The sequence below is a fragment of the Variovorax sp. 10N432 genome (assembly GCF_056394465.1).
Genome location: NZ_JBFTHX010000049.1, coordinates 16424 through 42143 on the forward strand (window position 1 = coordinate 16424; position 25720 = coordinate 42143).

Here is a 25720-nt window from a genome sequence, read left to right on the forward strand (position 1 = left end):
CGATGTCATGGCGGATCCCCCAGCGCCCGGTCGACGGGCAAGGACGCGCGGCGCTCCTGCGTGCGTCCCAGCGTTGACGACAGGACGACCCAGGCAAGCGCCACCGGCAGCGCGCACAGCGCGATGGCGCCGATCTTGAGTCCGATCAGGTGCAGCATGTCGTAGACCCAGCCGTAGAGCGCATCGGAGCCCCGGTAGATCACGACGTCGATGAGGTTTTTCGCCTTGTATTTCTCGTCGCGCCCGACGACCGTGAAGAACACCTGCCGTGCCGGATTGGCGATCGCGAAGTTCATCCACCGCTGGACCACCTGGAACACCAGCACCACCGCGAGGGTCGGCGCCATCGCCAGGCAGAGGAAGCCGACGACATAGACCGCCGGCAGGGCCGCCGCCGCCATGCCGGTACCGAAACGCTGGAGCAGGCGCCCGGTGGCGAAGACCTGCGTCGCCAGCGTCAGCAGCCCGACCGCCAGGTCGATGCTGGCGAAGATCCGCGTCTGCGCGCCCGCGCCCTGAACCGACGCGGCCACCACGTTCGCCTGCATGAAATAGAGCATCGTCGCACCGAAGGACAGCAAGCTGACCCAGGCGCCGACGCCGAGCAGGTAAGGCGAGCGCAGAAGCCCCGACAGTCCGGAGAAGGCGCCGCCCCCCACCCGGCCCTCGATGCCGCGCCGAGGGCCGGCGCCGTTCGCGCCCGCGCTGCGCTCGAGCCGATGGGCGCAGAACACAGCGACTTCGAGGAAGACGATGGCCGCGATCAGCAGGTTGTGCGGCCCGAGCGGGACCGACAACGCAATGGTGATCACCGGCCCCAGCAGCGCGCCCGCCGTGCCGCCGGCACCGATGAAGCCGAACAGCCGCTTGCCCTGCTCGCTGGTGAACAGATCGGCCATGAACGACCAGAACACCGCGACCGCGAACAGGTTGAAGACGCTGACCCAGACGAAGAACACCCGCGCCACGATCACCGGCGCGATGCCGAGCGCCAGCAGCACCCAGAACAGCGCCAGGTTGAGGACGAAGAAATGGTAGACCGCCGGGATGAACCGGGCCCGCGGCAGCCTCGCCACCAGCGCGCCGAAGACCGGCTGCGCGGCCAGCAGCGTCACGAAGGTCGCGGTGAACAGCCACGGCAGCGCCCGAGTCCCCCCGGCGATGCCCATCTGGTCGCGCAGCGGCCGCAGCACGTAGTAGCCCGCCAGCAGCGCGAAGAAATAGCCGAAGGACCACCACGCCGCCGCCAACTCCTGCGGCGTCGCCGGAACGGCCCGCCGCAGCCAGCGCCGCAGCGCCGTCATGGCGCCAGCGACAGCTTCTGCCTGAGTTCGGCGGCGCTCACCGCCTGCCCGTAGCCGGGACCGCCGCGCTGGAAGCGCCGGGCATCGGCCAGCTTGCCGACCACCACGGGGTCGAAGCCGGCATCGCCGACCAGCCTGGCCGCGACCCGGACCGCCTCGGGATCGTCGCCGGCGATCGGGATCGCCAGCCTGGGCGCGGGCCGGTTGGCTTCCCGCGCGAAGATCGTGTAGGACATCGTGTTGAACGCCCGCACCAGCCGTGCGCCTGAAAGGTATTTCTGCGAGACGACGCCGATGCCCTCCTGCTCGACCTCGTCTGCCACGGTRCCGTCGCGCGAGGCCACCGCGTTGCAGGCATCGAGCAGGACCTTGCCCTTGAGGGCGGCTCCGTGGTCCTGGCCGATCTGGGGCAGCGCGCCATAGGGCACCGCGATGAACAGCGCATCGCCGAACGCGATCGCCTGGGCGACGGTGCCGGCACTGGCGAGCGGCCCGAGGCTGGCCACCAGGTCCTTGAGCTCTTCCGGATGGCGCGACGACAGCATCACCGGATGGCCGGCCTTGACCCACAGTCCGCCGATGGTGCCGCCGATGCGGCCGGCGCCGATGATGCCGATGCGCATGCCGGCCGCCGGCTGCGCCCGGACGCCCTGCGGGCCGAGCGCCGCGAGCACAAGCCAGCTGCCGCCCGCGGCGAGCAGGCCGCGCCGGGCGCGATCGAAGGGATGATGTTGCGGCATCGAAACCTCCTGCAGTTCCGGGCCATCATCCGCCGCCCGGCACGGCCGCGCAAGGCGCCCGGGCGCGCCCGGGCAGGGTCAGAGCTTGATGCCGGCCGCCTTCACCGTCGGGCCGAGCACCCCCACCTGTTCCTTCACGATCGCTTCGAAGCGCGCCGTGCTCTCGGGCTTGGCGACGATCCCCAGCTCGATCAGCTTCTTCTGGACCTCGGGCATCACCAGCACCTCGTTGCAGGCGTCGTGCAGGTGCACCACCATCTCGGGCGGCAGCTTGGCCGGGCCGCTGAGGCCGAAGAAGTTCTCCAGCACCAGCTTCGGCTGGCCGACTTCGACGATGGTCGGCACCTCGGGCATCAGCGGCGATCGCGCGCTGCCGGTCACGGCCAGCGGCACCAGCTGGCCGTTCTTGAAGAAGGGCACGTAGGCGGTGATGACGTCGATGCCGACCGGGATCACGTTGGCGAGCAGGTCGGTGGTCATCGGCGCGCCGCCGCGGTAGGGCACGTGCACGAGGTTGGCGCCGGTGGTCTTGCGGATCAGCTCGCCGTGGATGTGGCCGATCGATCCCGGGCCGCCGGAGCCGAAGTCCAGCCGGCCGTCCTTGCGGGCCCGCGCCTCCAGCTCGGCGAAGCTGGTGATGCCCGAGGGCTTGCTGGCCATGACCACCAGCGGGGCGGAGCCCAGGGAGACGATGTGGGTGAATGCGGCCACCGGGTCGTAGGGCTGCTTCTCGAGCGTGAACGGGCCGAGCGCGAGCGGGGTCGAGTTCGACAGCATGAAGGTGTAGCCGTCGGGCGCCGCGGCCGCCACCTGGGCGCCGCCGATGGTGCCGCCGGCGCCGGGCTTGTTGTCGACCACCACCGCCTGGCCGAGCTTCTTGCCCAGCTGCTCGGCCAGCACGCGCGCCAGGATGTCGCTCGACCCGCCGGGCGGGAAGGTGACGATGATCTTGATCGGCTTGTCAGGCCACTGCGCCAGGGCCGGCAGCGCCATGGAGGCGGCGCCGGCGGCCAGCAGTTGGAGGGCGCCGCGGCGTGTGGTGGAGGTCGGGATGGTCATGCGGTGGTGCAGCAAAAGTGATGCCCGACTGTAGGAACGCCGGCATGGCACGCCAATCGCTAGGCAGCAATCAGCGGCATAGCAAAGTGCCGCCCCGGAGCCCGCCGGCGACTGGCGCTGGTGCCTCGGGGCACCAAAGCTGTGCAGGAGACACGCATGTCACGCGCCAACGACCCATTCGACACCTACCTGCTGCGCGTCTTCAGCATCCTGATGAACGAACGCAGCGTCTCGCGCGCGGCGACGCGCCTGAACCAGTCGCAGCCCGCGGTCAGCACCGCGCTGAAGCGGCTGCGCGAGATCTTCGACGACCCGCTCCTCATCAAGGACAAGCAGCGCATGGTGCCGACCGAGCGCGCCCTGCAGCTCGAGGCCTCGGTCCGCGTGGTGCTCGGAGAGATCGACGCCCTGTTCTCGCCCGGCGACGTCTTCGACCCGGCCACCACCCGCCAGACCTTCCGCATCGGCACGCCCGACTACCTGGCGCCGCCGCTGATGGCGGCCGTGGTGCAGTACCTGCGCACCACCGCGCCCGGGGCGCGGATGCTGCTGCAGCCGCTCGGGCCCGACTACGACTACGACGGCGCCCTGGCCGACGGCGAGATCGACGTCGTGATCGGCAACTGGCCGCAGCCGCCCGAGCACCTGCGCACCACCTTGCTGCTGGAGGACGAGATCGTCTGCCTGGTCGACCGCGACCACCCCGGCGCCAGCGGCATGCGCGCCACCGACTACCTCCAGGGCTCGYACGTGGTGCCGCTGCTCTACAGCGGGCTGCAGCGCGGCGTGGTCGAGACCCACTTGGCGGCCCAGCGGCTGACGCGCACGCCGACCGTCACGGTGCCCTTCTTCTCGATGGCGCCGCACCTGCTGCCCGGCACCGACCTGATCTTCACCACCAGCCGGCATTTCGCGCTGCACTTCGCCGCGATGCTGCCGCTGGCCGTGGTGCCGGCGCCGATCGACTTCCCGCCGATGCGCTTCTACCAGCTCTGGCATGGCCGCAACCAGCATGCGCCGGGCCACATCTGGTTCCGCTCGCTGCTGTCGGCCGTGATGCGCACGGCCAGCGCGACCCGCCACCTGCGCGTCAGCGCGCCGCCTTCGGAAGTCCGCCTCGCGGCCTGAGTCGCAGGCCGCGTCGGCCGCTTGGCGTAGGCCGTCCGGAAAACGGTCGGCGGCGGGACTTTGAATCAAAATGCCGGGTTCAGACCCACACCCGGTCCCCATGCCCGCCCTGCCCCACCCGCTGCTGAACCCCGAGCACATCGCGATGATCGACAAGGGCGTCTCGACCATCGTCGCCTCGCGCAATGCCGCGCATCGGCCGAGCCTGATGCGGGCGGTCGGCGCCGCCATCGCGCCCGACGGCAGCGAGGTCACGGTCTATCTCGCGCGCAGCCGGTCGCGCCAGTTGCTGCAGGACGTCGCGGCGACCGGCCAGGTCGCGGTGGTCTTCAGCGAACCGCTGAGCCATCGCACCGTGCAGGTCAAGGCGCGCGAAGTCGAACTGCGCAGCGCCGTCGACGGCGACGCACCCGTGCTGCAGCGCTACCTGCGCTCGATGGAGCACGAGATCGGCAACGTCGGCTTGAGCGCTGACTTCGTGCAGGCGATGCTGGCCTGCCGGCTGGACGACGTGGTCGCGATCCGCTTCCGACCGAGCGAAGCCTACGACCAGACGCCCGGCCCCAAGGCCGGCAGCGCGCTGCCGGCGGCCTGACCCTTCATCATGAACGCACGCCAGCCGTCGCCGTCGCTGCACGCGATCCGCGCCTGCTTCGAGGGCGCCATCCCGGCGGTGATGGCGACCTGCTCGGAAGACGGCACGCCCAACGTCGCCTACATCTCGCAGGTCTACTACGTCGACGAGCGGCACGTGGCGCTGTCCTTCCAGTTCTTCAACAAGACCCGCAAGAACATCCTGGCCAACCCGTACGCGACCGTGCTGGTGCTGGACCCGACGGTCGCCGCCATGTACCGCATCGAGCTGCGCTACCTGCGCACCGAGACCGAAGGGCCGCGCTTCGAAGGCATGAAGGCGCAGCTGGCCGGCATCGCCTCCCACAGCGGCATGGCGGCCGTGTTCCGGCTGCTCGGCGCCGACATCTACGAGGTCGAGGCGGTCGAGGCCGTCGAAGGCGAACGGCTCGCGCCGCCGCCGCCGCGCCACGGCCTGCTGGCCGGCGTGCGCCGCTCGGCCGAGCGGCTGGCCGCCTGCTGCGCCACCGACGAGCTGCTGCAGGGCGTGCTGGCCGTGCTCAACGACCAGCTCGACATCCGCCATGCGATGGTGCTCATGCGCGACGGCGCGACCGAGCGCCTCTACACCGTGGCGAGCTGCGGCTACGCCACCTCGGGCGTCGGCTCCGAGATCGAGATCGGCCATGGCGTGATCGGGGTCGCCGCGCGCGAGCGCACACCGGTGCGCATCAGCCACATGACGAACGCGGCGAACTACAGCCACGCGGTGCGCAGCAGCATGCGCGAGATCGAGCCCGGCCTGGTGCTCGACACCGAGATCCCGTTTCCGGGGCTGGCCGAGCCGCGCAGCCAGCTGGCGGTGCCGATCGTCTCCAGCGACCGCCTGCTGGGCGCGCTGTTCGTCGAGAGTCCGATCGACATGCGCTTCGGCTTCGAGGACGAGGACGCGCTGGTCGCCATTGCCGGCCACCTCGGCGCCGCGCTGGAGCTGCTGCGCACCGGCGACGACGCGGCGGCCGCGGCCGAAGCACCTGCCCGTGCGCCGCCGCCCTCCGGCGCGCCTATCGCGGTGCGCCACTACCTCGCCAACAGCAGCATCTTCATCGGCGACAGCTACCTCATCAAGGGCGTCGCAGGCGCCATCCTCGGCAAGCTGCTGCGCGAACACACGCAGCAGGGCCGCAGCGAATTCAGCAACCGCGAGCTGCGGCTCGACCCTGCGCTGCGCCTGCCCGACCTGTCGGACAACCTGGAGGCACGGCTGGTGCTGCTCCAGCGCCGGCTGCAGGAGAACAGCCCGCACATCCGGATCGAGAAGACCGGCCGCGGGCGCTTCCTGCTGCGGGTCGAGCGGCCGGTCGCGCTGCAGGAGATTGCATAGGGCGTGTTCACCCTAGGCCGCCAACCCCAGGCTCTGGCCTAGCTTGGCCCATTCGCGCTCGCTCAGGTGCGGGCGCACCACCTCCAGCGCGGCAGCGAAGGCCGGCGCGGGTGCATGGGCGCGCATGTCACCCAGCATCGCGGCGCGCTCGATGGGGTTCATGAAGGGCACCATCCAGCGCAGCACGTACATCATCTCGTCGGGCGGGATCGACGCCACCAGCGCGTCGTGGATCGCGATCAGCTCGGCATCGGTGTAGCGCGCCCACAGCACCGCGTTGTGCGCCGTCTCCTCGACGTGCATGTGCTCGAAGTTGTGGGCGATGAACAGCGACAGCGCGCGGTACAGCGCCAACGCGGCGGCCGGGCGACCCGCCGGTTCGCATTGCAGCAGCGCCGTGGTCTGCTCCGCCAGCGCGACGATGGCATGCACGTGCTCCTCGTGCTCGTGCGCGATCTTGCCGCTGGCGCCGGGTGCGCGGGCCTCCAGCGCCGGGTGGATGAAGTCGTTCTCGTGCTGCAGGTGCGAGCGACAGAAATCGAGCAGCTCGAGCACGCGCTGCGTCACCTGCGCGCGCTCCAGCGCGTCCTCGCTGTCCATCCGGCCGACGGCCAGCAGGGTGTCGGCCATCAGCGCACGCAGCGCCTTGTGGATGCCGGCATACATGTCGACGCGGGGCGCTGCGGCCTCCGCGACAAGGCGCAGTTCGCGCTGATCGATGTTCATGGGGTCCTTCCTTCCGGGTTCAGCGGCCGGCGCACCATGCGCCCGCCTGCTGGAAAGAAGTCTAGAAATCGAAGCCCGCGCCCGCCGCTAAGAATTGCTTAAGCAATCCCTCACGGAACCTTAAATTTCAACCGCGGGCACTCGCCTCAGGAGGCGGGCAGCGTCAGTGCGGTCAGTTGCCGGTCGAAGCGCAGCAGCCACAGGCGCGTCGGCCGTTCGATGTCGCTGCCGCGCGTGAGGCGCGCGCCCACCACGCCCGCCGGGCATCCGCTCACGATCGCGCCGGCGGCGTCGACGGTGCAGTCCTCGATGCTGCCCGCCACCCGCTGGCCATTGGCGTCCAGCAGCATGGTGGACAGCCCGAAGTCGTTGTCGTTGACCAGGGCCAGCGTGTGGTCGTCCACCAGCGTCAGGCCTTCGGCCTTCTCCGCCACCCAGCCGAGTGCGTTGAGGTCGAGCAGTTCGGTCTTCTTGAGCGTGACCACGCCCGACCAGTCGGCGCCGTTCGACACCGCCTGCGTGATGCTGCTGATCTCGAGGTTGTGGTCCAGCGTCGCGATGTCGGTGGCATTGGCCGGGATCTCGACCAGCATCAGCTTGTTGAACACCTTCGCATCGCTCTTGCGCGCCCCTTGCTCGATCACGATGAAGCGGCCGTTGCCCAGGCTCACGACGTCGCCGAGCTTGGCATTGCCGGTGCGGTCCTTGTCGTACTGGCTGCCGTCGATCGGATAGGCATAGAGCTTCGAGCGCTCGGTGCCCGGATCGAACTCGAGCCAGCGCGTGAACTTGGCGATGTGCCGCACGTCGGTGTTGCTGCCGCCGGGCGGCTTGGCCTTGATCGACTTGCCGGCGCCGTCGCGCGGATCGATCGGACTCTGCAGGAAGCCATGCAGCCGGCCGCTGGCGACATCGAGCGTCAGGCCTTCCATGCCGCGGTTCGGGCGCCGCTGCGCCAGCACCGCCGGCAGGTCCGTCGCACCGGCACCCGGCGCGTACTTCTTCTCGATCACGCCGGTGTCGATGTTGATGCGCACGATGAAGGGGCCGTACTCGTCGCTGCTCCACAGCACCTTGCGCGCCTTGTCGAGCACCAGGGTCTCGGGATCGAGGCCGTTGGCGTCGAAGTTGGCCTTGGCCGCGTCGAAGACGTAGGCATCGGTCAGCGGCGTCTCCCCGGTCGCGCCGACGCCCGATTGCGGCGGAAGGCCGGTGGCCTTGCGGGTCGCGTCCACCTTGAGGGCGACGCTGTTCTGCAGCCGGGCACCGGTCTTGCCGATCGTGACCAGTCCGAAGCTCGGCGCGAACGAGGGGGCCGGGAACACCTTGCTGATGTTGGTGCCGGCGCCGCCGGGAACCGGCGCGGTCGGACCGTCGCCGTTGGGGCCGCGATCGGTGATCGCGTAGAACTCCAGCGCACCGTCGGCGGCCGTGCCCTTGAAGGCCAGGCCGGAGCCGTAGGCCGGCAGGAAGCCGTTCGGGAAGTCGGCCCGGATCTTGTCGTTGGACCCTTCGTAGGGCGCGTTGAACTTGGCGTCGGCCTGCATTTGATGGCGGGTGACGCTGACCGCGATGCTGCCCAGCGCGTTGCTCTGGGTCGCGTTCTCGGTCACCGGCGCGCCGAGCTGCGAAGCCAGCGTGTTCTCGAAATGCTCGCGTGCCAGGGCGCGTCGGCTGGCGTCGGACACCCGGGCGGCGTAGGGCGCGGGCAGCGTGGCCAGCAGCGTGCTGAGCGCCGTATCGAAGCTCGCGGCCGCTGCCGAGAAATCAAGCACGCCGGCCTTCAATGCGTTCTTCAGTGCGTCCGTGATGCGGATGCCGTTGCTCGGATCGCCGTCCTCGTCGAAGCTCTGCAGCGCCACCAGGCGATTGACCACCGCGTCGGCCTTCAGGCCGTCGGCCGTGGCCTGCTGGCCGGCGAGCGCCAGCGGCGTGATCGACGTGCCGCAGGCGGCGCTGCCGATGGCGAGCGCGCCGAGGCTGAAGCTCATGGTCTCGCCCGCCTTGCAGGCGAACTCGCCCTTGGCGGAGGTGACGGCCTTGGCGGCCGTGCCCGCGACGTAGTCCAGGCCCTCTACCGCGGCATCGAGGAAGACACCGCTCACGCCCTGGCCCGCCGCCACGCTGCCGCCGCTGCCCGTGCTGCCGCCTGTGCCGCCAGTGCTCGCGCCCCCCGCCGGCAGCGCGAACCCGCCGCCGCTCCCGCCGCCGCATGCGGCCACCACGAGGCCGGCGCCCACCGCCGCCAGCCACGTCATCCTCGATCGCTCGTTCATTGTTGGTTGTTCCTGCAGAGTGAAGCCCGCGCAACGTGCGCGAGCCCCGGCATTAGCGCGGATGTTTGTGACGGCGGCGTGAAAGCCCGGGCCCGCATAGACTGCCCGCTCGAACAACAAGGAGACATGCATGCATCGGATGACCCCCAAGCTGCGGCGCATCGCCGTGGCCGCCGCCCTCGTCGCACTGGCTGCCGGCGCCGCGGCGCAGGCCCGCATCTCGGACAACGTGGTCAGGATCGGCGTTCTGACCGACCTGTCGGGCGTGTCGAGCGACAACGCGGGCAAGGGATCGATCGTGGCGGCGCAGCTCGCCATCGACGAATTCTCGAAGGACCGCAAGGTGCTCGGCGTGCCGATCGAACTGATCTCGGCCGACTCGCAGGGCAAGACCGACATCGGCGCCACCAAGGCGCGCGAGTGGTACGACCAGAACGGCGTCGACATGATCACCGACCTGACCTACTCCAACGTCGCCCTCGCCGTCACGCGCATCGCCGACGAAAAGAAGAAGCTCGCGATGGTCACCGGCGCCGGCGCCTCCACCATCAGCGACGACCAATGCACCGCCCACAGCGTTCACTGGATGTACGACACCTATTCGCTGGCCAACAGCACCGTGCCCGCGCTGATCAGAAAGGGCATGAACAGCTGGTACTTCATCACCGCCGACTACGCCTTCGGCAACGCGCTCGAAAAAGACGCCACGGCGATCATCAACAAGTCGGGCGGCAAGGTGCTGGGCTCGTCGCGGCATCCGCTCAATTCGTCCGACCAGTCGTCCTACCTGCTGAAGGCACAGGACTCGGGCGCCCAGGTGATCGCGCTGGCCAACTCGGGCCTCGACACGCTAAACACCGTCAAGCAGGCCTCGCAGTTCGCGATGGTGCGCGGCGGCAAGCAGACCTTCACGCCTCTGCTGTCGCTGATCACCGAGATCCACGGCATGGGACTCGCAAACGCCCAGGGAATGATCCTGACCAACGGCTTCTACTGGGACTACGACGAGCGCTCGCGCGCCTTCGCGCAGCGCTTCCACGCCGTCCACCGCAAGATGCCGACCATGATGCAGGCGGCGGTCTACTCGGCGGTGCTGAGCTACCTGAAGGCCATCGAGGCCACCGGCACCGACGATGCCGATACCGTGCTCGCCAGGCTGCGCGCCAGCCGGCTCGACGATGCCGTGATCCGCAACGGCCAGTTGCGCGCCGATGGCAAGATGGTGCACGACATGCTGCTGGTCCAGGTCAAGACGCCGGCCGAATCGAAGGGTGAATGGGACCTCTACAAGGTGCTCGAGACCATCCCGGGCGACAAGGCCTTCGCGCCGCTGGCCGATTCGAAGTGCACGCTGGTGAAGCGCTGAGCCGGACGGCGAGGCTCGGGCCTTGGGGCGTCAGGCCTGGGCCGGGTCCGCCATCCAGGCGGGGACATCTCGTCGACGATGCAGCACGCGCCAGACGTCGATGTGGTCGTCGCGCTCGACGTGGAACACCAGGCAGGGATGCCGGGTCAGAGGCCAGAAGCGAACGCCCGGCAGATTCAACTCTTGGGCGTAGCGCGAGGAGCCGGTGGCTGGATGCCGGCCGATGTGCGCGTACGCACGTTCCAGCGCATCGATGAATCGCAGGGCGGCCTGCCTGGCGTGTGCGGTCCCCGGCCTAGGTGATCCCGCCTAGAACATGAGCCTTGCCTTGTAACCATGCACCGGCCGGACTAATCTGAAACCGGGGCGGGCCCCACCCGCCCGGGAGCGAGCCATGTACGAACGCATCCTCGTCGCCACCGACGGCTCGGAGTTGTCGGAGCAGGCCGTGACCGCCGCCATCGACCTCGCCTTGCTCACGCAGTCCGAACTGTTCGCCGTCAAGGTCTCCCAGCACCATTCCGCCAGCTACTTCGAGGGCTCGCTGCTGCTCAGCCAGATGGAGGTCTCGCGCCTGCGCGACGAGGCCGACGCCGAGTCCCAGCGGGTGGTCGATGCGGTCAAGGGCAAGGCCGACTCCCGGGGCGTGAAGCGCACCACCGGCATCGTCATGCGCGCCGAAGGGGTGTCGGAGGCGATCATCGAAGCGGCCCGGGTCCACCACTGCGACCTGATCGTGATGGCCTCGCACGGCCGGCGCGGCATCAAGCGCCTGCTGATGGGCAGCGAGACGCTGCACGTGCTCACGCATTCGCACACGCCGGTGCTGGTGCTGCGCTGAGGGTCGAAGGGCCGGCCTCAGCGGCCCGGGGGACCGTCGCGCTGACGGTCTTCGCGCTTGGCGGCCAGGTAGGTGGCCAGGTCGATCTCGTGCAACTGCACAGGGTAGCGCTCGACCGCCTCGAACCACCGGATCTGGCGCTTCTCGGCGCGCTCCGCCGCCGGCATCGACAGGCCGTCGAGGTAGGCCTCCAGCGCCAGGAAGTAGCGCATCGCGTTGCGCTCCACCAGGCCGCGCAGGCCGCGAATGTAGTCGGGGTCGCCATTCGGCTTCTTGCCGACCACGGTGAAGCCGACCTTCTCGCTGCCGAAGGTCGCGAGGTAGGCCATGGTGGCGAGCCGGGCCACCATGTTGTGGTCATAGGAATAGGCGAAGTGCAGGAAGGACTGGTGCTCGCCAAGCGGTATGCCCTCGACCATCACGCGATAGCCGCTGGTGCCCATCGGCCCCGAATCGGCCGTCAGGTCGATCAGCAGGTAGTCGCGCGCGGCCTGCGCGGTGCGGCGCACAAAGGACAGTTCGAAGGCCTGGTCGATCGGTTTGTCGTAGCGCGGCACCACGCTCAAGGTGAGCGTCTCGCCGGCGGCCCCCGGCGCGACCCGGCAGCGGCGGTTGTTGACATGCAGCAGCAGCATCTCGCACCACTGCGCCGATTGATCGAGCGACCGCCGCACGTCTTCCAGCGAATGGTTGACCACCGCGTAGACGTCCCCCTGGAGGCCGCTCTCGGTTTCTTGCGAGTCCAGCACGATGGGCCGCTTCAGGGGGCTGTGGACCAGGGCTTCGCCCAGCTTCTGGTGCCGCTCGCGCAGGGCCTGCGCCGAACCGGCCTCCAGCGGCGCGGCCTGGGCGGCGAAGGCCAGCAGCCAGAGCACCAGCCCGAGGCCGATGCCGATGCGAAACCACGGGGACGGAGCGGCCGGCGGTGTGTTCATGCCGACACGATACAGCGACCGCGCCAGCGGCCGCTCAGCGGCCCTTGCGGATCGGCTTGGCCGCGGCGGGCCGGGCGCGGCCGGCGCCGGTGTCACGCGGCGGAAGGCCGGTGTGCTGGGTCAGGATGCGGCCCTTGACCGGGGCCGCGGGCTTGGCCGCGACCACCGTCGAATTCTTGCGCCGGGCGCTCTGGTAGCTGCCGTCGGTCAGTGGCTGCCAGGTCGGGATCAGGTGGTGCTTGCCGTTGCCGATCAGGTCGGCGCGGCCCATCGATTTCAATGCCTCGCGCAGCAGCGGCCAATTGTTGGCGTCGTGGTAGCGCAGGAAGGCCTTGTGCAGGCGGCGGCGCTTGTCGCCGCGCACGATGTCCACCGTCTCGCTCTCGCGCGTGATCTTGCGCAGCGGGTTCTTGTTGGTGTGGTACATCGTGGTCGCGGTGGCCATCGGGGACGGATAGAAGGTCTGCACCTGGTCGGCGCGGAAGCCGTTCTTCTTGAGCCAGATGGCGAGGTTCATCATGTCCTCGTCGCTGGTGCCGGGATGCGCGGCGATGAAGTACGGGATCAGGTACTGCTTCTTGCCCGCCTCGGCCGAGTACTTCTCGAACATCTGCTTGAACTTGTCGTAGCTGCCGATGCCGGGCTTCATCATCTTCGTGAGCGGCCCCTGCTCGGTGTGCTCGGGGGCGATCTTGAGGTAGCCGCCGACGTGGTGCTGCACCAGTTCCTTGACGTACTCGGGCGACTGCACGGCCAGGTCGTAGCGCAGGCCGGAACCGATCAGGATCTTCTTGATGCCCTTGAGCGCGCGCGCCCGGCGGTAGATCTTGATCAGCGGGTCGTGATTGGTGTTGAGGTTCGGGCAGATGCCCGGATACACGCAACTGGGCTTGCGGCACGCCGATTCGATCTCGGGCGACTTGCAGCCGATGCGGTACATGTTGGCGGTCGGCCCGCCGAGGTCGGAGATGGTGCCGGTGAAGCCCTTCACGCTGTCGCGGATCGCCTCGACCTCCTTGATGATCGATTCTTCGGAGCGGCTCTGGATGATGCGGCCCTCGTGCTCGGTGATCGAGCAGAAGGTGCAGCCGCCGAAGCAGCCGCGCATGATGTTGACGCTGAAGCGGATCATCTCCCAGGCCGGGATCTTCGTCGCGCCGTCGTGGCTGCCGTTTTCGTCGGCATAGCGCGGATGCGGGCTGCGCGCATACGGCAGGTCGAACACGTGGTCCATCTCGGCCGTGGTGAGCGGGATCGGCGGCGGGTTGATCCAGACATCGCGCGCGGTCGTGCCTTCGCCGTGCGCCTGCACCAATGCACGCGCATTGCCGGGATTGGTCTCGAGGTGCAGCACCCGGTTGGCGTGGGCATAGAGCACCGGGTCGGCACGCACCTGCTCGTAGGAGGGCAGCCGGATCACCGAACGGTCGCGCGGCGGCACCTTGATTCGCTCGCGGCTTTGCAGCGCCGGATTGGGCACGAAGTTGAGCGGCTTGATCGACAGGTTGACCGAGCCCGCAGCCTCGGCGGCCTGGGCCACCGATTGCGCCTCGTCTTCCTTGGCGCAGGTCGCGCCGTTGGCCTTGGCCTGCTCCGACACCATCAGGTACGGGTTGACGTGGGCCTCGACGCGGCCGGGCTCGTCGACGCTGGTCGAGTTGATCTCGAACCAGCTCTCGGGCGTCTCCCGCCGCACGAAGGCGGTGCCCCGCACGTCGGTGATCTGGTGCACCGGCTCGCGCGCGGCGAGGCGGTGCGCGATCTCGACGATCGCGCGCTCGGCGTTGCCGTACAGCAGCAGGTCGCACTTCGAATCGACCACGATCGAGCGGCGCACCTTGTCCTGCCAGTAGTCGTAGTGCGCGATGCGTCGCAGCGAGCCTTCGATGCCGCCGAGCACGATCGGCACATCGCTCCAGGCTTCCTTGCAGCGCTGCGAATAGACGATCGCCGCCCGGTCGGGCCGCCGGCCGCCGACGTCGCCGGGCGTGTAGGCGTCATCGCTGCGCACCTTGCGGTCGGCCGTGTAGCGGTTGATCATCGAATCCATGTTGCCGGCGGTGACGCCGAAGAACAGGTTCGGGCGGCCGAGCACCTTGAACGGGTCGGCGCTCTGCCAGTCGGGCTGGGCGATGATGCCGACCCGGAAGCCCTGCGCCTCGAGCATGCGGCCGATCACGGCCATGCCGAAGCTCGGATGGTCGACATAGGCGTCGCCCGTGACCACGATGATGTCGCAGCTGTCCCAGCCGAGAGCGTCCATCTCGGCGCGTGTGGTCGGCAGGAACTTCGCCGTGCCGAAGCGGGCCGCCCAGTACTTGCGGTAGCTGGTCAGCGGCTTGGCGGCACGCGCGAAAAAGGAGACGTCAACGGGGGCGTTCATCGAGGGTATGCGACAAGGTTTGCCGCGCAGGCCTGCGGGCCGGGTGGGCCCGTGGTGGGCAACCCGCGATTTTAGGGTTTTCCATTGGATCTGTCGCCCTAAAGGGCAAAGGCAACCCAGGCCGAGGCCTTTCAAGTGATTGCTTTTGTCAATCAATTAAATGACAATGGCAACCATGTCAGCCGCCACCCTCCCCGATCCGGAGGTCGCCCAGGTCAAGGCGATCCGCCGCTTCAACCGCTTCTATACCCGCACGATCGGGATCCTCGACCCCTACCTGGGCAGCGAGATGTCCCTGACCGACGTCCGCGTGCTCTACGAACTGGCGCACCGGGCGGAGCCGGTCGCCAGCGAGATCGGCCGCGATCTGCACCTCGACGGCGGCTACCTGAGCCGGATCCTGCGCCGCTTCGAATCGCAGGGCTGGCTGCAGCGCCGGCCCCACCCGCGCGATGCGCGCCAAAGCCTGCTGGCCCTGACCGAAGCCGGCCACGCGGTTTTCGCGCCGCTGCAGCAGAAGTCGCGCGACGAGGCCCGCGCCCTGCTTGCCCCGCTGCCCCCTGCCGAGCGGCGCCAGCTGATCGACGCGATGGGCACGCTGCAGGCGCTGCTCGAGCCGGCTGCTCAGCCGCCCGCCCGGACCCAGGCCGCCGTGCTGCGCGATCCGGCGCCGGGCGACATCGGCTGGGTCGTGCAGCAGCACGGCGAGATCTACGCCCGCGAATACGGCTGGAACAGCGAGTTCGAGGCGCTGGTGGCCGATATCGCCGGCCAGTTCCTGCGCAAGTTCCAGCCCGGCTGGGAGCGTTGCTGGATCGCCGAACTGAACGGCGAGCGGGTCGGCGCGGTCTTCGTGGTGCGCAAGTCGCCCACGACCGCGCAATTGCGCATGCTGATCCTGAGCCCGAAGGCCCGCGGGCTTGGTCTGGGTGCCCGCCTGACCGATGAGTGCATCGCCTTCGCCCGCAACAAGGGCTACAAGAAGATGGTGCTGTGGACCAACAGCTGCCTCACTGCGGCACGCGGCATCTACGCGGCGCGTGGCTTCAGGCTCGTCAAGTCGGAGCCCTACGAGGGCTTCGGGCAGCAGCTGGTGGGCGAGACCTGGGAGCTCAAGCTCGCCGCGCCAACGCATTGAAGTTGTTGAAATTCGGGGCGGGCGGCCGGGGCGCGTGCCGAGGATCAACCACCGACTTGACGGCTCACGCCGATGGTGTGTTCTGCGCAGCGAAATAAAGGAGGAGGCCGCAGGCCGGGGGACATTCGCGGAGCAGAGCACGCCGTCGGCGTGAGCCCGCCCCAGCCCACAAGCCACATCGAATCGAAAAGCTCGTTGTCATCCTCAATCGGCCGTGATCTTGCGTTCGCGCACGATCCCGCCCCACTTGGCGTCCTCCTTGCGCATGAAGGCCGTGAGCTCGGCCCGCGTGGTCGGCTGCGGCGTCAGGCCATGCTTGTCGAGCGATTCCTTGACGCCCGGATCGTTCAGCACCTTCACGATCTCCAGGTTCCAGCGGTCGAGCACGGCCGCCGGCGTCTTGCCCGGTGCCACGAAGGCATACCAGTTCAAGGCCTCGAAGCCCGGGTAGCCCGACTCGGCCACCGTGGGGATGTTCGGCATGTAGGCCGGCCGGGTCGACCCGGTGGTGGCGAGCGGGATCAGGTTGCCGGCCTCGATCTGCGGCAGCGCCGTCGGCGGCGCCGAGAAATACGAGGCGACGCGCTCGCCCAGCAGGTCCTGCAGCGCCGGCGCGCCGCCCTTGTACGGCACGTGGACCATGTCGATGCCCGCGCGCTGGTTGAACAGCTCGCCCGCCAGGTGCGAGGCCGAGCCGGCGCCCGTGGATGCGAAATCGATGCTGCCGGGCTTCTTCCTCGCCAGCGCCACGAACTCCGCCAGCGTCTTCACGCCCACGCCCTTGTTCACCACCAGCACGTTAGGAAAGTTGACGCCGCCCGAGACGGCGGCCAGGTCCTTGAACGGGTCGTAGCGGACTTTCATCACATGCGGCGCGATGGTCAGCGGGCCGATCGATCCGAACAGCAGCATCGAGCCATCGGCCGGCCCGGCCGCCACCAACTGATGGGCGATGTTGCCGCCGGCACCGGCCTTGTTGTCGACCACGACTTTCTGGCCAATGTTCTCGCCCAGCTTCTTGGCAATCAGGCGCGCCGCCGCATCGGCTGCGCCGCCCGGGGCGAACCCCACCACCAGGGTCACCGGCTTGTTCGGCGGAAAGTCCTGCGCCTGGCCGAGGCCGGCCAGCAGCAGCGAAGCAGCGACCGAAGTGGTGGCGCGCAGCAGGTGTCGTTTGTTCATCGTGGTTCCCTTGCCAGTTGTCGATTCGAGTTGTTTTTCAGTCGGCACCGAGGCCGACCGGATTCGGCAGCCGCTTCTCGACCGCATGGCGCAGCAGCGCCGCAGTGCGGAAGATGCCGTGCGCGAACTTGCCGTAGGGCAGCGTGGCGAAAAGCGCCATCACCGCGCCCAGATGCAGGCACAGCAGCAGCGCCAGCGCCGGCGTTCCGCGCCCGAGCCACAGCCCCAGTCCGCTCGCGCTGGTGAGGAACAGCAAGGCGATGAAGCCCAGGTCCATCGGCTTCTGCGCCGCATCGCCCTGCAGCGGATGGCGCCGGCGATTGAGCCGCCAGAGCCCCGCCGTGCCGATCATCAGGCTGACGCCGCCGACGACACCGAGCAGCTTCGGCAGGCTCGGCAGGTCGTACGGCGCATGCCAGCCGAACAGGTAGTGGTAGAGCGTCGCGACGCTGGTGGCGGCGAAGCACAACAGGAAGCCGTAGAAGGTGAAATGATGGAAGCGCCGGCGCGACAGCGTGTACGCATCGTCCTCGTCGTGGCAGCCTTCGCCGTGGCCGCCGTCGAGGTACTTCAGGCGCAGCACGGCCTGGGTGGCTTCGGCCGCGGCAGGCGCGCTCAACGGCGCGCCGCTGGTGGCCGGCGTCAGCTCGCGCCAGAAGCGCGTGACACCCTTGCCCAGCGCGAACACCACGAACAGGAACACCGGCGCGAACAGGCCGACCAGCAAATTGTGCGGGAACAGGCGGTAGAAGTTGCCCTCCAGCCGGCCGCCCCACAGCGTGCCGTTGAGCGCCACCGCCAGCATCAGGAACAGCGCCAGCCCCGCCGCGAGCGCCACCGACAGCGTGAGGCCATTGCGCTGGTAGAGCCGCCCCAAAGCCGGCGGCCACGCATAGTCCGCATAGGTCTGCCCGCGCACCTCGGCCATCGCGCGCGGCACGTTGACCGCGAATTCGTGCGGCGGCGCGTACTGGCAGGCATGCAGGCAGGCGCCGCAGTTGTGGCACAGGTTCGCGAGGTAGTGGATGTCGGCCTGGCCGAATTCGAGCCGTCGCGTCATCGCCGGGAACACGGCGCAGAAACCCTCGCAGTAGCGGCAGGCATTGCAGATCTGCATCTGGCGGCCCACCTCGGCCTCGGGCACGCTCAGGATCGGGATCACCCGCGCCCCGCCGCCCGCCAGCGCCACGGCCTCCCGGGCCAGCGCATCAAGCTGCTGCATGGGTCGTCTCCTTCATGGCGGCCTTGGCCGCCTGGGTGCCGGCGATGCGGCCGAACGCGGTGCCGATCGCCATCCCGACGCCGGCCGTGTAGCCCTTGCCGAGCACGTTGCCGGCCATCATCTCGCCGGCCACGAACAGGTTCGGGCTCGGCCGGCCGCCGAAGTGCACGGCGGCCTGGTCGTTCACCCTCAGGCCCAGGTAGGTGAAGGTGACGCCGGGCCGCAGCGCATAGCCGTAGAACGGCGGCGCGTCGATCGGACGCGCCCAGTGGGTCTTGGCGGGCGCGAGGCCTTCGGTGTGGCAGTCATCGAGCGCCGTGTGGTCGAAGGTGCCGACCCGGCAGGCCGCGTTGTAGGCGGCGATGGTGTCGACGAAGGCTGCCTCCGGCAGGCCCAGCTTGCGCGCGAGCTCGGGCAGGCTGTCGGCCACCGTGCCCGGGAAAACCGGTGGCATGAAACGGCCGATCGCCTTGCGGTCGATGATCGACCAGCCGATCTGGCCCGGCTGCTGCGCCACCAGCCGGCCCCAGATCGCATAGCGCTTGGGCCAGAAGTCCTCGCCCTCGTCGTAGAAGCGCTGCGCATCGCGGTTGACGACGACGCCGAGCGACACGCAATCGATGCGCGTGCAGATGCCGCCGTCATAGAGCGGTGCCCTGGCATCGATCGCCACCATGTGGGCCTGCGTCGGATCGCCGATCGAATCAGCACCGGCGTCGATCATGGCCTTGAGCAGCACGCCCTCGTTGAAGCGGGTGCCGCGGATCAGGAAATTCTCGGCCGGCCGCTCGCCGCGCGCATTCACGCCCCAGGCCTCGATGAGCCACTCGCGGTTGGACTCGAAGCCGCCCGCCGCGAGGACGCAGCTTCGGGCCTCGATGCGCTCGCCGCTTGCGGTGCGTGCGGCCACGAAGCGATCGCCGTCGAGTTCGATCGCGACGATCGGCGTCTCGTAGCGGACCTGCACGCCCAGCCGCTCGGCGCTGCGGAAGTAGGCGTTGACGAGGGCCTTGCCGCCGCCCATGAAGAAGGCGTTGGTGCGCGCCACGTGCAGCGCGCCGGACAGCGGCGGCTGGAAGTGCACGCCATGCCGCCGCATCCAGTCGCGGCACGACGACGAAGCGCGGATCGCGATGCGGGCCAGGTGCTCGTCGGTCTGGCCGCCGGTCACCTTGAGCAGGTCCTGCCAGTACTCTTCCTCGGGATAGGCCTCGACCAGCACGTCCTGCGGCGCGTCGTGCATGCAGCGCAGGTTGCGGGTGTGCTGGGAGTTGCCGCCGCGCCATTCGCGCGGCGAGGCCTCGACCAGCAGCACGCTGGCGCCGGCCTCGACCGCCATCAGCGCGGCGCACAGCGCGGCATTGCCGCCGCCGACGACCAGGACATCGATCATTTCAGTAGTCTCCTCGTGAGGAGCTCGACTCTAGGCAACCATGGCGCCGCGCGAAAGCGCGCCCTGCGCAAGGGGTCTTCAGTTTTCGTGAAGGGTGGCGCCGGCCCAGCGCCCTTCGCGCACCAGCCTGCGCGCGACATCGGCCAGCACCACGCGGGCGGCCAGCGCCGCGGGCGAGAGTTCGTCGTCCGACAGGCTCGCCAGCAGGTTGCGGCGGCCGACCTGCGCATCAGCGATGCGCACCTGCACCAGGCGCTCGTCGGCCAGCCGCGCGGTCGCCGCGCCCGGCTGGATGGTGGCGCCCTGCCCGGCCCGCACCGCGTCCATCAGCATCGCCAGGCCGTCGATCTCGGCCACCACGCGCGGCGCGACCCGCGCCCGCGCGAAGGCCGCCTCCAGCGTGGCGCGCAGCCCGTGCGAGGCGCTCGGCATGATCAGCGGCAGTTCGCCCAGGCGCGCCAGGCGCACCTGGCGCCCGGTCGGCAGGCCGGGCAGGTCGGCGCGGCCGATGACGAACAGCTTTTCGTCGAGCAGCGGCAGCACGCTCCAGCGCCGCGCCACGTCGGTCTGGAACAGCACGGCCAGATCGAGCTGGCGCGCATTGAGCATCGCCCCGAGGTGCCCCGACAAGGACTCCACCAGGTGCAGCCTGACCTCCGGATAGCGCTCCCGCATGGCTTGCATCAAGGGCACGCCGAGCACCGAGGCGGTGGTCGGCGGCAGCCCGATGCTGACGTGGCCCGACAGCCGCGCCTGCTGCGCGGCCCGCACCGCTTCATCGGCATGCCGCAGCGTGAGTTGGGCCTGCTGAAGAAAGGCCAGCCCGGCGTCGGTCGGCGTCACGCCGGTCGAGCTGCGCTGCAGCAGGCGGGTCGACAGCTCGCTCTCGAGGCGGCTGATCTGCTGGCTCAGGGCCGAGGTCGCAAGATCGAGTTCGAGCGCCGCGCGCCCCATGCTGCGCAGCTCGCAGATCTTCACGAAGTAGCGCAGCTGCCTCAGCTCCATGAAGGGCTCACGCTCACTGCATGAACCAGCCGTGGCTCACCACCAGCGACTGGCCGGTCAGCGCATTGGTCGGGAAGGCGGCGAACATCAGCGCCACGCGCGCGACGTCGTCGGTGGTGGTGAACTCGCCGTCCACCGTCTCCTTGAGCATCACGTTCTTGATCACCTGCTCCTCGGTGATGCCGAGGGTCTTCGCCTGCTCGGGGATCTGCTTCTCGACCAGCGGCGTGCGCACGAAACCCGGGCAGATCACGTTGGCGCGCACGTTGTACTTGGCGCCTTCCTTGGCCACGGTCTTGGCCAGCCCGATCAGGCCGTGCTTGGCCGTGACATAGGGCGCCTTCAGCAGCGAGGCTTCCTTCGAATGCACCGAGCCCATGTAGATCACGCTGCCGCCGCGGCCCTGGGCGTACATGTGCTTGAGGCAGGCCTTGGTGGTCAGGAAGGCGCCGTCGAGGTGGATCGCCAGCATCTTCTTCCAGTCGGCGAAGCTGAACTCCTCGACCGGATGGACGATCTGGATGCCCGCGTTGCTGATCAGGATGTCGATCCCGCCGAAAGCCTTGGCCGCTTCTTCGACCGCCGCATCGACCTGCTCCTCGCTGGTGACGTCGACGCCGACCCCGATGGCCTCGGCGCCGCTGGCCTTGAGTTCCGCGGCGGTGGCGTCCGCCGCCTGCTTGTTGAGGTCGGCGATCACGATCTTCGCGCCCTCCTGGGCGAAGACGATGGCGATCTCCTTGCCGATACCGCTGGCCGAGCCGGTGATGAAAGCGACTTTGTCCTTGAGCTGCATGGGATTTCCTTGGAGTGAAGAGGATGATGGATCTGCGTGCAATCTGCGTGCCCGTGCGCCAAGCCTGCGCGGCCAGGCTTAAGGCAGCCTGATCGGGTTCAGCGCGCCGCCGGCACCTGCGGCAGCGCCATCGGATGGCGCACCCGGCGCGCATTCGGCTCGGTCAGGTCGAAAGTGGTGACGCCATTCGGCAGCGCGGCGCTCTGCAGCCATTCGGGGTGGTCCAGCGTGTTGCGGATGTCGCGCAGGCCAGCGTCCCAGTGCTCGTCCACCGAGGCGCGCGAGAATTCGTAGTCCTTCGAGTCGAGCTCGTAGGGCTTGTCGCGATAGATCAGGTGCACGATCTCGATCGGCTCGTGGTTCAGCTGGCCGCAGACGGCCTGCACGCTGGGGTCCTTCTGGAGCGCCGCGGGCAGTTTGCCGATCAGGTCGGCGATGGCCTGCTGCAGGTTCATGTTGGAGGCCAGGGCATCGGTGTTCATGCGCGTGCGGCTCGAATAGGTGATGTCCTTCTGGCGCTCCATGGTCTCGGCCAGGGTACGAGGCATCGCGCCGCGGGCACTGAACAGGTCGACCTGCAGCACCATCAGCGACTCGCTGCGCGGGTGCATGTCCAGCACGTACTGCAGCGGGGTGTTCGACACGATGCCGCCGTCCCAGTAGTCCTCGCCGTCGATGTGCACCGGCGCGAAGCCGGGCGGCAGCGCGCCGCTCGCCATGATGTGCTCGGGGCCGATGCGCTGCAGCGTGTTGTCGAAGTACAGCGAGTTGCCGGTGCGCACGTTGACCGCACCGACGCTGAAGCGGGTCTCGCAGTGGTTGATGCGGTCGAAGTCGACCAGCCGTTCGAGCGTCGACTTCAATGGCGAGGTGTCGTAGTAGCTCAGGAGCGGCGCCGAGCCGCCCAGCAGCAGCGCCGGCGTGCGGCGCGGCTCGAAGAAGCCCGGCACGCCGAACATCGCGACCGCGGCGGCGCTCCACTGGTTCAGTGCCGCGCGGTCGCCGCCCCACCAGGCCGGCAGGCGCTGGGTCGGCCCCGACGACACCAGGTCCCAGAACTCGCGCAGCCGATCGACCCGCCGCTCGGGCGGGTTGCCGGCGATCAAGGCTGCGTTGACCGCGCCGATCGAAACGCCGGCCACCCAGTCAAGCGTCTTGTGCTTCTCGAACACGCCCGCATAGACGCCGGCCTGGTAGGCGCCCAGGGCGCCCCCGCCCTGCAGCACCAAGGCCTTTTGAGCGGTCGTGATGTCGACGCGGGGACGAGCAGGAGGAGCGGCGGTGCGAGGCTTCTTGGTGGCGGTCATGGCGCCATTTGACACCAAGCGCCAGCCCTCGCAGCGTCCCGCCCGCGGACGGCTAAGTGCGCAACTCGGTCTTCCGCTCGATGATCCGCGACACCAGCCCGTAGGCCACCGCTTCCTGGGCCGACAGCCAGCGGTCGCGCTCGATGTCGACCAGCACCTCCTCCAGCGGCTTGCCGGTTTCGCGCGCGATCTCGTGGGCGATTCGCTCGCGCGCCTTGACAATCTCCTGCGCCTGGATGGCGATGTCGGTGGCCTGCCCGCCGGCGCCGCCGCTCGGCTGGTGGATCAGGAAACGGGTGTTGGGCAGGCAGACGCGGCGCTCTCGCGGCGCCGCCAGGAACAGGTGCGTGGCGGCGCTGCCGACCCATCCGGTGCCGATCATGTGGACCGGCGCACTGATGAAGCGCACGATGTCATGGATCGCGTCGCCCGATTCGAGGTGGCCGCCCGGCGAGCTCACGAGGATGTCGATCGGCGCCTGGCTGTCGGCGTCGAGCGCGATCAGCCGTCGCGTCACGTCGGCCGCCACGGCATCGGTGATCGATCCGAAGATCAGCAGCGTGCGCGACTTGAAGGCCTTTTCCTCCAGGTACGAACTGCGCAGTTCCGGCGCGGCCGGAGGCTTGGTGTCGTCGTCGGTTTCCATGAGGCGTGCAGGCTCACATCTTCGGCAGCATCTGGCCGCGGATCTCGCCACCCGGATTGGCCGCCGTGTGGACATTGGCATACCACTTGCCGGCCATCAGGTCGGCCGCCTGGGCCGGCGTCAACGTGGCCTGGCCTTCGATCGGGCTGGCCGGCGACGCGAAGGGCAGGACCACGGCGGCATTCGCGCCCGCGGTGGCCGGCCCATGGAAATGGGCCGCCGTCGCCGGGCCGCTCAAGCCTTCGTAGGTGATCTTGTACTTGAGGACGTTGGTGTCCTTGTTGAGCCAGGCTTCGGCCATGCCGCTGCCGCGCGTCATGTTGGGCGGCACTTCGCTGGCCGCGTTCATGGCACCGCTGAAGCTCGCGGTGCTGGACTTCGACATCATGCCGCAGCCGGCCAAGGCCGCGGTCGTGACGCCCGCGACGAGTGCCAGGCGCAAGAGTTGTCCGTATCGGGTCATGCTGATCTCCATCTGGTTGTGATCCACGCAGCTTAGGCAGCAACGGGGCTGCGCGCTGTCGGCCACCACCCCGACTTTGGCCCGCCTCGATGGCATCATCCGCCCCATGACCGAGCTTCCCTCCCCCGGTGCCGTCACGGCCTTCTGGCGCGCGGCCGGCCCGCGCCGCTGGTTCGCCAAGGACGACGCCTTCGATGCCGATTTCAAGACCCGCTTCGAGGCCGCGCACCACCTCGCCGCCACCGGTGGCCTCGATCACTGGGCGGCCGACGCCGAAGGCGCGCTGGCGCTGCTGGTGCTGCTGGACCAGCTGCCGCGCAACGCCTGGCGCGGCAGCGGACACATGTTTGCGACCGACGGCAAGGCGCTGGCGATCGCGCGGGCGGCGGTCCGGGCAGGCTTCGACCAGCAGGTCGAGCCGGCGCTGCGCCCGTTTTTCTACCTGCCCTTCATGCACTCCGAGGCCTTGGCCGACCAGGAACGCTCGGTCGCGCTGAACCGCTCGCTCGACGCCAACACGCAGCGCTTCGCCGTGCTGCACCGCGACATCGTGGCGCGCTTCGGTCGCTTCCCGCACCGCAACGCGGCGCTCGGGCGCATCACCACGGCCGAGGAGCAGCGCTTCCTGGACGAAGGCGGCTTCACGGGCTGAACGGAGGGCCGGGCCTTCAGTTTCGCGCCCGTCTGCCGATATTCCTCGAACGGCCAGCGTGGCCGGCAACGAGGAACGCACGTGAAACACTGGAAGATCGGCACCCGCCTGGGCCTTGGATTCGGCCTGGTGCTGGCATTGATGGCGCTGATGACGGCACTTGGCATCTGGCGCCTTCAGGCAGTGACGGCGGCCGCCGAAGCCATCACCGCCCAACCGCTGGCCAAGGAGCGGCTGATCAGCGACTGGTATCGGCTGGTGGCGGTCGGCGTACGCCGCACCACCGCCATCGCCAAGAGCGCCGACCCGTCGCTCGGCCCCTTCTTCGCCGAGGAGAGCGCGAACTCGACCAAGGAGGCGCAGGAACTGCAGAAGCAGATCGAACCGCTGCTGGTCAGCGACGAAGAGAAATCGCTCTGGGCGGGATTCCAGCAAGTCCGGACCAGCTACCTCGAAGGGCGCGACGCCGTGGTCAAGGCCAAGGCCCAGGGCACGATGGAGGAAGCCAACCGGGCGCTCGACCGCCAGTTCATGCCGGCGGCCAAGGTCTATCTCGACAACGTCCAGCACCTGCTCGAGATGCAGCGGCGCGCGATCGACGGCACGGTGGTCCGGATCGGCGACAGCTACCGGGCCAGCCGCAACCTGTTGCTCGCCCTCGGCGCGGCGGTGCTCGGCCTGGGCGGACTGTGCGCATGGCGGCTCGCCGTCGGCATCACCCGACCGCTGGGCCGCGCGGTGCAGGTGGCGCAAACGGTGGCCGGCGGCGACCTGACCAGCCGTATCGAGGCGGGCACGCGCGACGAGACCGGACAGTTGCTGCAGGCGCTCAAGGAGATGAACGACAGCCTGGTGAAGATCGTCGGCGAGGTGCACGAGGGAACCGATACGATCGCGACGGCCTCGGGCCAGATCGCCACGGGCAACCAGGACCTGTCGTCGCGCACCGAAGAGCAGGCGAGCTCGCTGGAGGAAACCGCTGCCTCGATGGAAGAACTGACTTCGACGGTGAAGCAGAACGCCGACAACGCCCGCCAGGCCAACCAACTCGCCGTCTCCGCTTCCGAAGTCGCCGTCAAGGGCGGCAGCGTGGTGAGCCAGGTGGTCGACACCATGGGTTCGATCAATGCCTCGTCGCGCAAGATCGTGGACATCATCGGCGTGATCGACGGCATCGCCTTCCAGACCAACATCCTGGCGT

General features: G+C 69.0%; 24 protein-coding genes. 8 read left to right on the forward strand and 16 right to left on the reverse strand.

Annotated elements, in window-relative coordinates:
* Positions 1–5: 5 nt before the first annotated feature.
* From AC1DF3_RS32545 to AC1DF3_RS32555, 3 genes are all read right to left on the reverse strand, one after another.
* Entirely contained in the window at positions 6–1304 is a 1299-nt protein-coding gene (locus AC1DF3_RS32545; RefSeq protein ID WP_478142181.1) for an NTP/NDP exchange transporter, read from the reverse strand.
* Positions 1301–2044, reverse strand: coding sequence for an NADPH-dependent F420 reductase (locus AC1DF3_RS32550; RefSeq protein ID WP_478142182.1), 744 nt, complete (start codon positions 2042–2044; stop codon positions 1301–1303). Before AC1DF3_RS32550 ends, AC1DF3_RS32545 begins: the two co-directional genes overlap by 4 nt.
* 78 nt (positions 2045–2122) lie before the next feature.
* A complete protein-coding gene (locus AC1DF3_RS32555; RefSeq protein WP_478142183.1) occupies positions 2123–3103 on the reverse strand; it encodes a Bug family tripartite tricarboxylate transporter substrate binding protein in 981 nt (326 codons plus the stop codon).
* Between the two features lie 156 nt (positions 3104–3259).
* Between AC1DF3_RS32555 and AC1DF3_RS32560 the strand changes: the two genes are divergently transcribed.
* The 3 genes from AC1DF3_RS32560 (at position 3260) to AC1DF3_RS32570 (ending at position 6188) form a co-directional block, all read left to right on the forward strand.
* Positions 3260–4231, forward strand: a complete 972-nt coding sequence (locus AC1DF3_RS32560; protein WP_478142184.1) for a LysR family transcriptional regulator — start codon at positions 3260–3262, stop codon at positions 4229–4231.
* A 100-nt stretch (positions 4232–4331) separates the two neighbouring features.
* Positions 4332–4826, forward strand: a complete 495-nt coding sequence (locus tag AC1DF3_RS32565) for a hypothetical protein (RefSeq protein WP_478142185.1) — start codon at positions 4332–4334, stop codon at positions 4824–4826.
* Positions 4827–4835: 9 nt separating this feature from the next.
* A complete protein-coding gene (locus AC1DF3_RS32570; RefSeq protein ID WP_478142186.1) occupies positions 4836–6188 on the forward strand; it encodes a GAF domain-containing protein in 1353 nt (450 codons plus the stop codon).
* Positions 6189–6200: 12 nt separating this feature from the next.
* Here AC1DF3_RS32570 and AC1DF3_RS32575 read toward each other — a convergent pair whose 3' ends face one another.
* Both AC1DF3_RS32575 and AC1DF3_RS32580 read right to left on the reverse strand, forming a co-directional pair.
* Positions 6201–6914, reverse strand: a complete 714-nt coding sequence (locus tag AC1DF3_RS32575; RefSeq protein ID WP_286533058.1) for a hemerythrin domain-containing protein — start codon at positions 6912–6914, stop codon at positions 6201–6203.
* Between the two features lie 146 nt (positions 6915–7060).
* A complete protein-coding gene (locus AC1DF3_RS32580; protein ID WP_478142187.1) occupies positions 7061–9190 on the reverse strand; it encodes an esterase-like activity of phytase family protein in 2130 nt (709 codons plus the stop codon).
* A 130-nt stretch (positions 9191–9320) separates the two neighbouring features.
* Between AC1DF3_RS32580 and AC1DF3_RS32585 the strand changes: the two genes are divergently transcribed.
* On the forward strand, positions 9321–10556 hold the full coding sequence (locus AC1DF3_RS32585; protein WP_478142188.1) for an ABC transporter substrate-binding protein: 1236 nt from the start codon (positions 9321–9323) through the stop codon (positions 10554–10556).
* 30 nt (positions 10557–10586) lie between these two features.
* Here AC1DF3_RS32585 and AC1DF3_RS32590 read toward each other — a convergent pair whose 3' ends face one another.
* On the reverse strand, positions 10587–10820 hold the full coding sequence (locus AC1DF3_RS32590; RefSeq protein WP_478142196.1) for a type II toxin-antitoxin system RelE/ParE family toxin: 234 nt from the start codon (positions 10818–10820) through the stop codon (positions 10587–10589).
* Positions 10821–10950: 130 nt separating this feature from the next.
* Here AC1DF3_RS32590 and AC1DF3_RS32595 point away from each other — a divergent pair, with 130 nt between their 5' ends.
* Positions 10951–11397, forward strand: a complete 447-nt coding sequence (locus AC1DF3_RS32595) for a universal stress protein (protein ID WP_286533054.1) — start codon at positions 10951–10953, stop codon at positions 11395–11397.
* Positions 11398–11414: 17 nt separating this feature from the next.
* Here AC1DF3_RS32595 and AC1DF3_RS32600 read toward each other — a convergent pair whose 3' ends face one another.
* Together AC1DF3_RS32600 and AC1DF3_RS32605 are read right to left on the reverse strand one after the other, a co-directional pair.
* A complete protein-coding gene (locus AC1DF3_RS32600; protein ID WP_478142189.1) occupies positions 11415–12332 on the reverse strand; it encodes a hypothetical protein in 918 nt (305 codons plus the stop codon).
* Between the two features lie 34 nt (positions 12333–12366).
* The gene (locus AC1DF3_RS32605) at positions 12367–14715 is read right to left on the reverse strand and encodes a YgiQ family radical SAM protein (RefSeq protein WP_478142190.1); all 2349 of its coding nucleotides are present in this window, start codon (positions 14713–14715) and stop codon (positions 12367–12369) included.
* 166 nt (positions 14716–14881) lie between these two features.
* On the opposite strand from AC1DF3_RS32605, the gene AC1DF3_RS32610 reads away from it, so the two are divergent.
* A complete protein-coding gene (locus AC1DF3_RS32610) occupies positions 14882–15853 on the forward strand; it encodes a bifunctional helix-turn-helix transcriptional regulator/GNAT family N-acetyltransferase (protein ID WP_478142191.1) in 972 nt (323 codons plus the stop codon).
* Positions 15854–16057: 204 nt separating this feature from the next.
* Here AC1DF3_RS32610 and AC1DF3_RS32615 read toward each other — a convergent pair whose 3' ends face one another.
* The 8 genes from AC1DF3_RS32615 to AC1DF3_RS32650 form a co-directional block, all read right to left on the reverse strand.
* Positions 16058–17035 (reverse strand): Bug family tripartite tricarboxylate transporter substrate binding protein, encoded by a 978-nt coding sequence (locus AC1DF3_RS32615; RefSeq protein ID WP_478142192.1) that lies wholly within the window; start codon positions 17033–17035, stop codon positions 16058–16060.
* Between the two features lie 37 nt (positions 17036–17072).
* Positions 17073–18257, reverse strand: coding sequence for a tricarballylate utilization 4Fe-4S protein TcuB (tcuB, locus tag AC1DF3_RS32620; protein WP_478142193.1), 1185 nt, complete (start codon positions 18255–18257; stop codon positions 17073–17075).
* Positions 18244–19650 carry an FAD-dependent tricarballylate dehydrogenase TcuA gene (gene tcuA / locus AC1DF3_RS32625; RefSeq protein ID WP_286533046.1) on the reverse strand — a complete coding sequence of 469 codons (1407 nt, stop codon included), beginning with the start codon at positions 19648–19650 and terminating at the stop codon, positions 18244–18246. Before tcuA ends, tcuB begins: the two co-directional genes overlap by 14 nt.
* A gap of 78 nt (positions 19651–19728) precedes the next feature.
* On the reverse strand, positions 19729–20655 hold the full coding sequence (locus AC1DF3_RS32630) for a LysR family transcriptional regulator (protein ID WP_286533045.1): 927 nt from the start codon (positions 20653–20655) through the stop codon (positions 19729–19731).
* Positions 20656–20668: 13 nt separating this feature from the next.
* Complete coding sequence (locus tag AC1DF3_RS32635) at positions 20669–21451, reverse strand: 3-hydroxybutyrate dehydrogenase (RefSeq protein ID WP_286524047.1); 783 nt, start codon at positions 21449–21451, stop codon at positions 20669–20671.
* 98 nt (positions 21452–21549) lie between these two features.
* Complete coding sequence (locus AC1DF3_RS32640; protein ID WP_478142194.1) at positions 21550–22758, reverse strand: patatin-like phospholipase family protein; 1209 nt, start codon at positions 22756–22758, stop codon at positions 21550–21552.
* Between the two features lie 52 nt (positions 22759–22810).
* Complete coding sequence (locus AC1DF3_RS32645) at positions 22811–23404, reverse strand: ATP-dependent Clp protease proteolytic subunit (RefSeq protein ID WP_286533042.1); 594 nt, start codon at positions 23402–23404, stop codon at positions 22811–22813.
* Between the two features lie 13 nt (positions 23405–23417).
* On the reverse strand, positions 23418–23867 hold the full coding sequence (locus tag AC1DF3_RS32650; RefSeq protein WP_286524052.1) for a CHRD domain-containing protein: 450 nt from the start codon (positions 23865–23867) through the stop codon (positions 23418–23420).
* A 106-nt stretch (positions 23868–23973) separates the two neighbouring features.
* On the opposite strand from AC1DF3_RS32650, the gene AC1DF3_RS32655 reads away from it, so the two are divergent.
* Complete coding sequence (locus tag AC1DF3_RS32655) at positions 23974–24519, forward strand: DUF924 family protein (RefSeq protein WP_286533040.1); 546 nt, start codon at positions 23974–23976, stop codon at positions 24517–24519.
* Between the two features lie 81 nt (positions 24520–24600).
* The coding region (locus AC1DF3_RS32660) for a methyl-accepting chemotaxis protein (RefSeq protein ID WP_478142195.1) at positions 24601–25720 on the forward strand (1120 nt) is incomplete at its 3' end.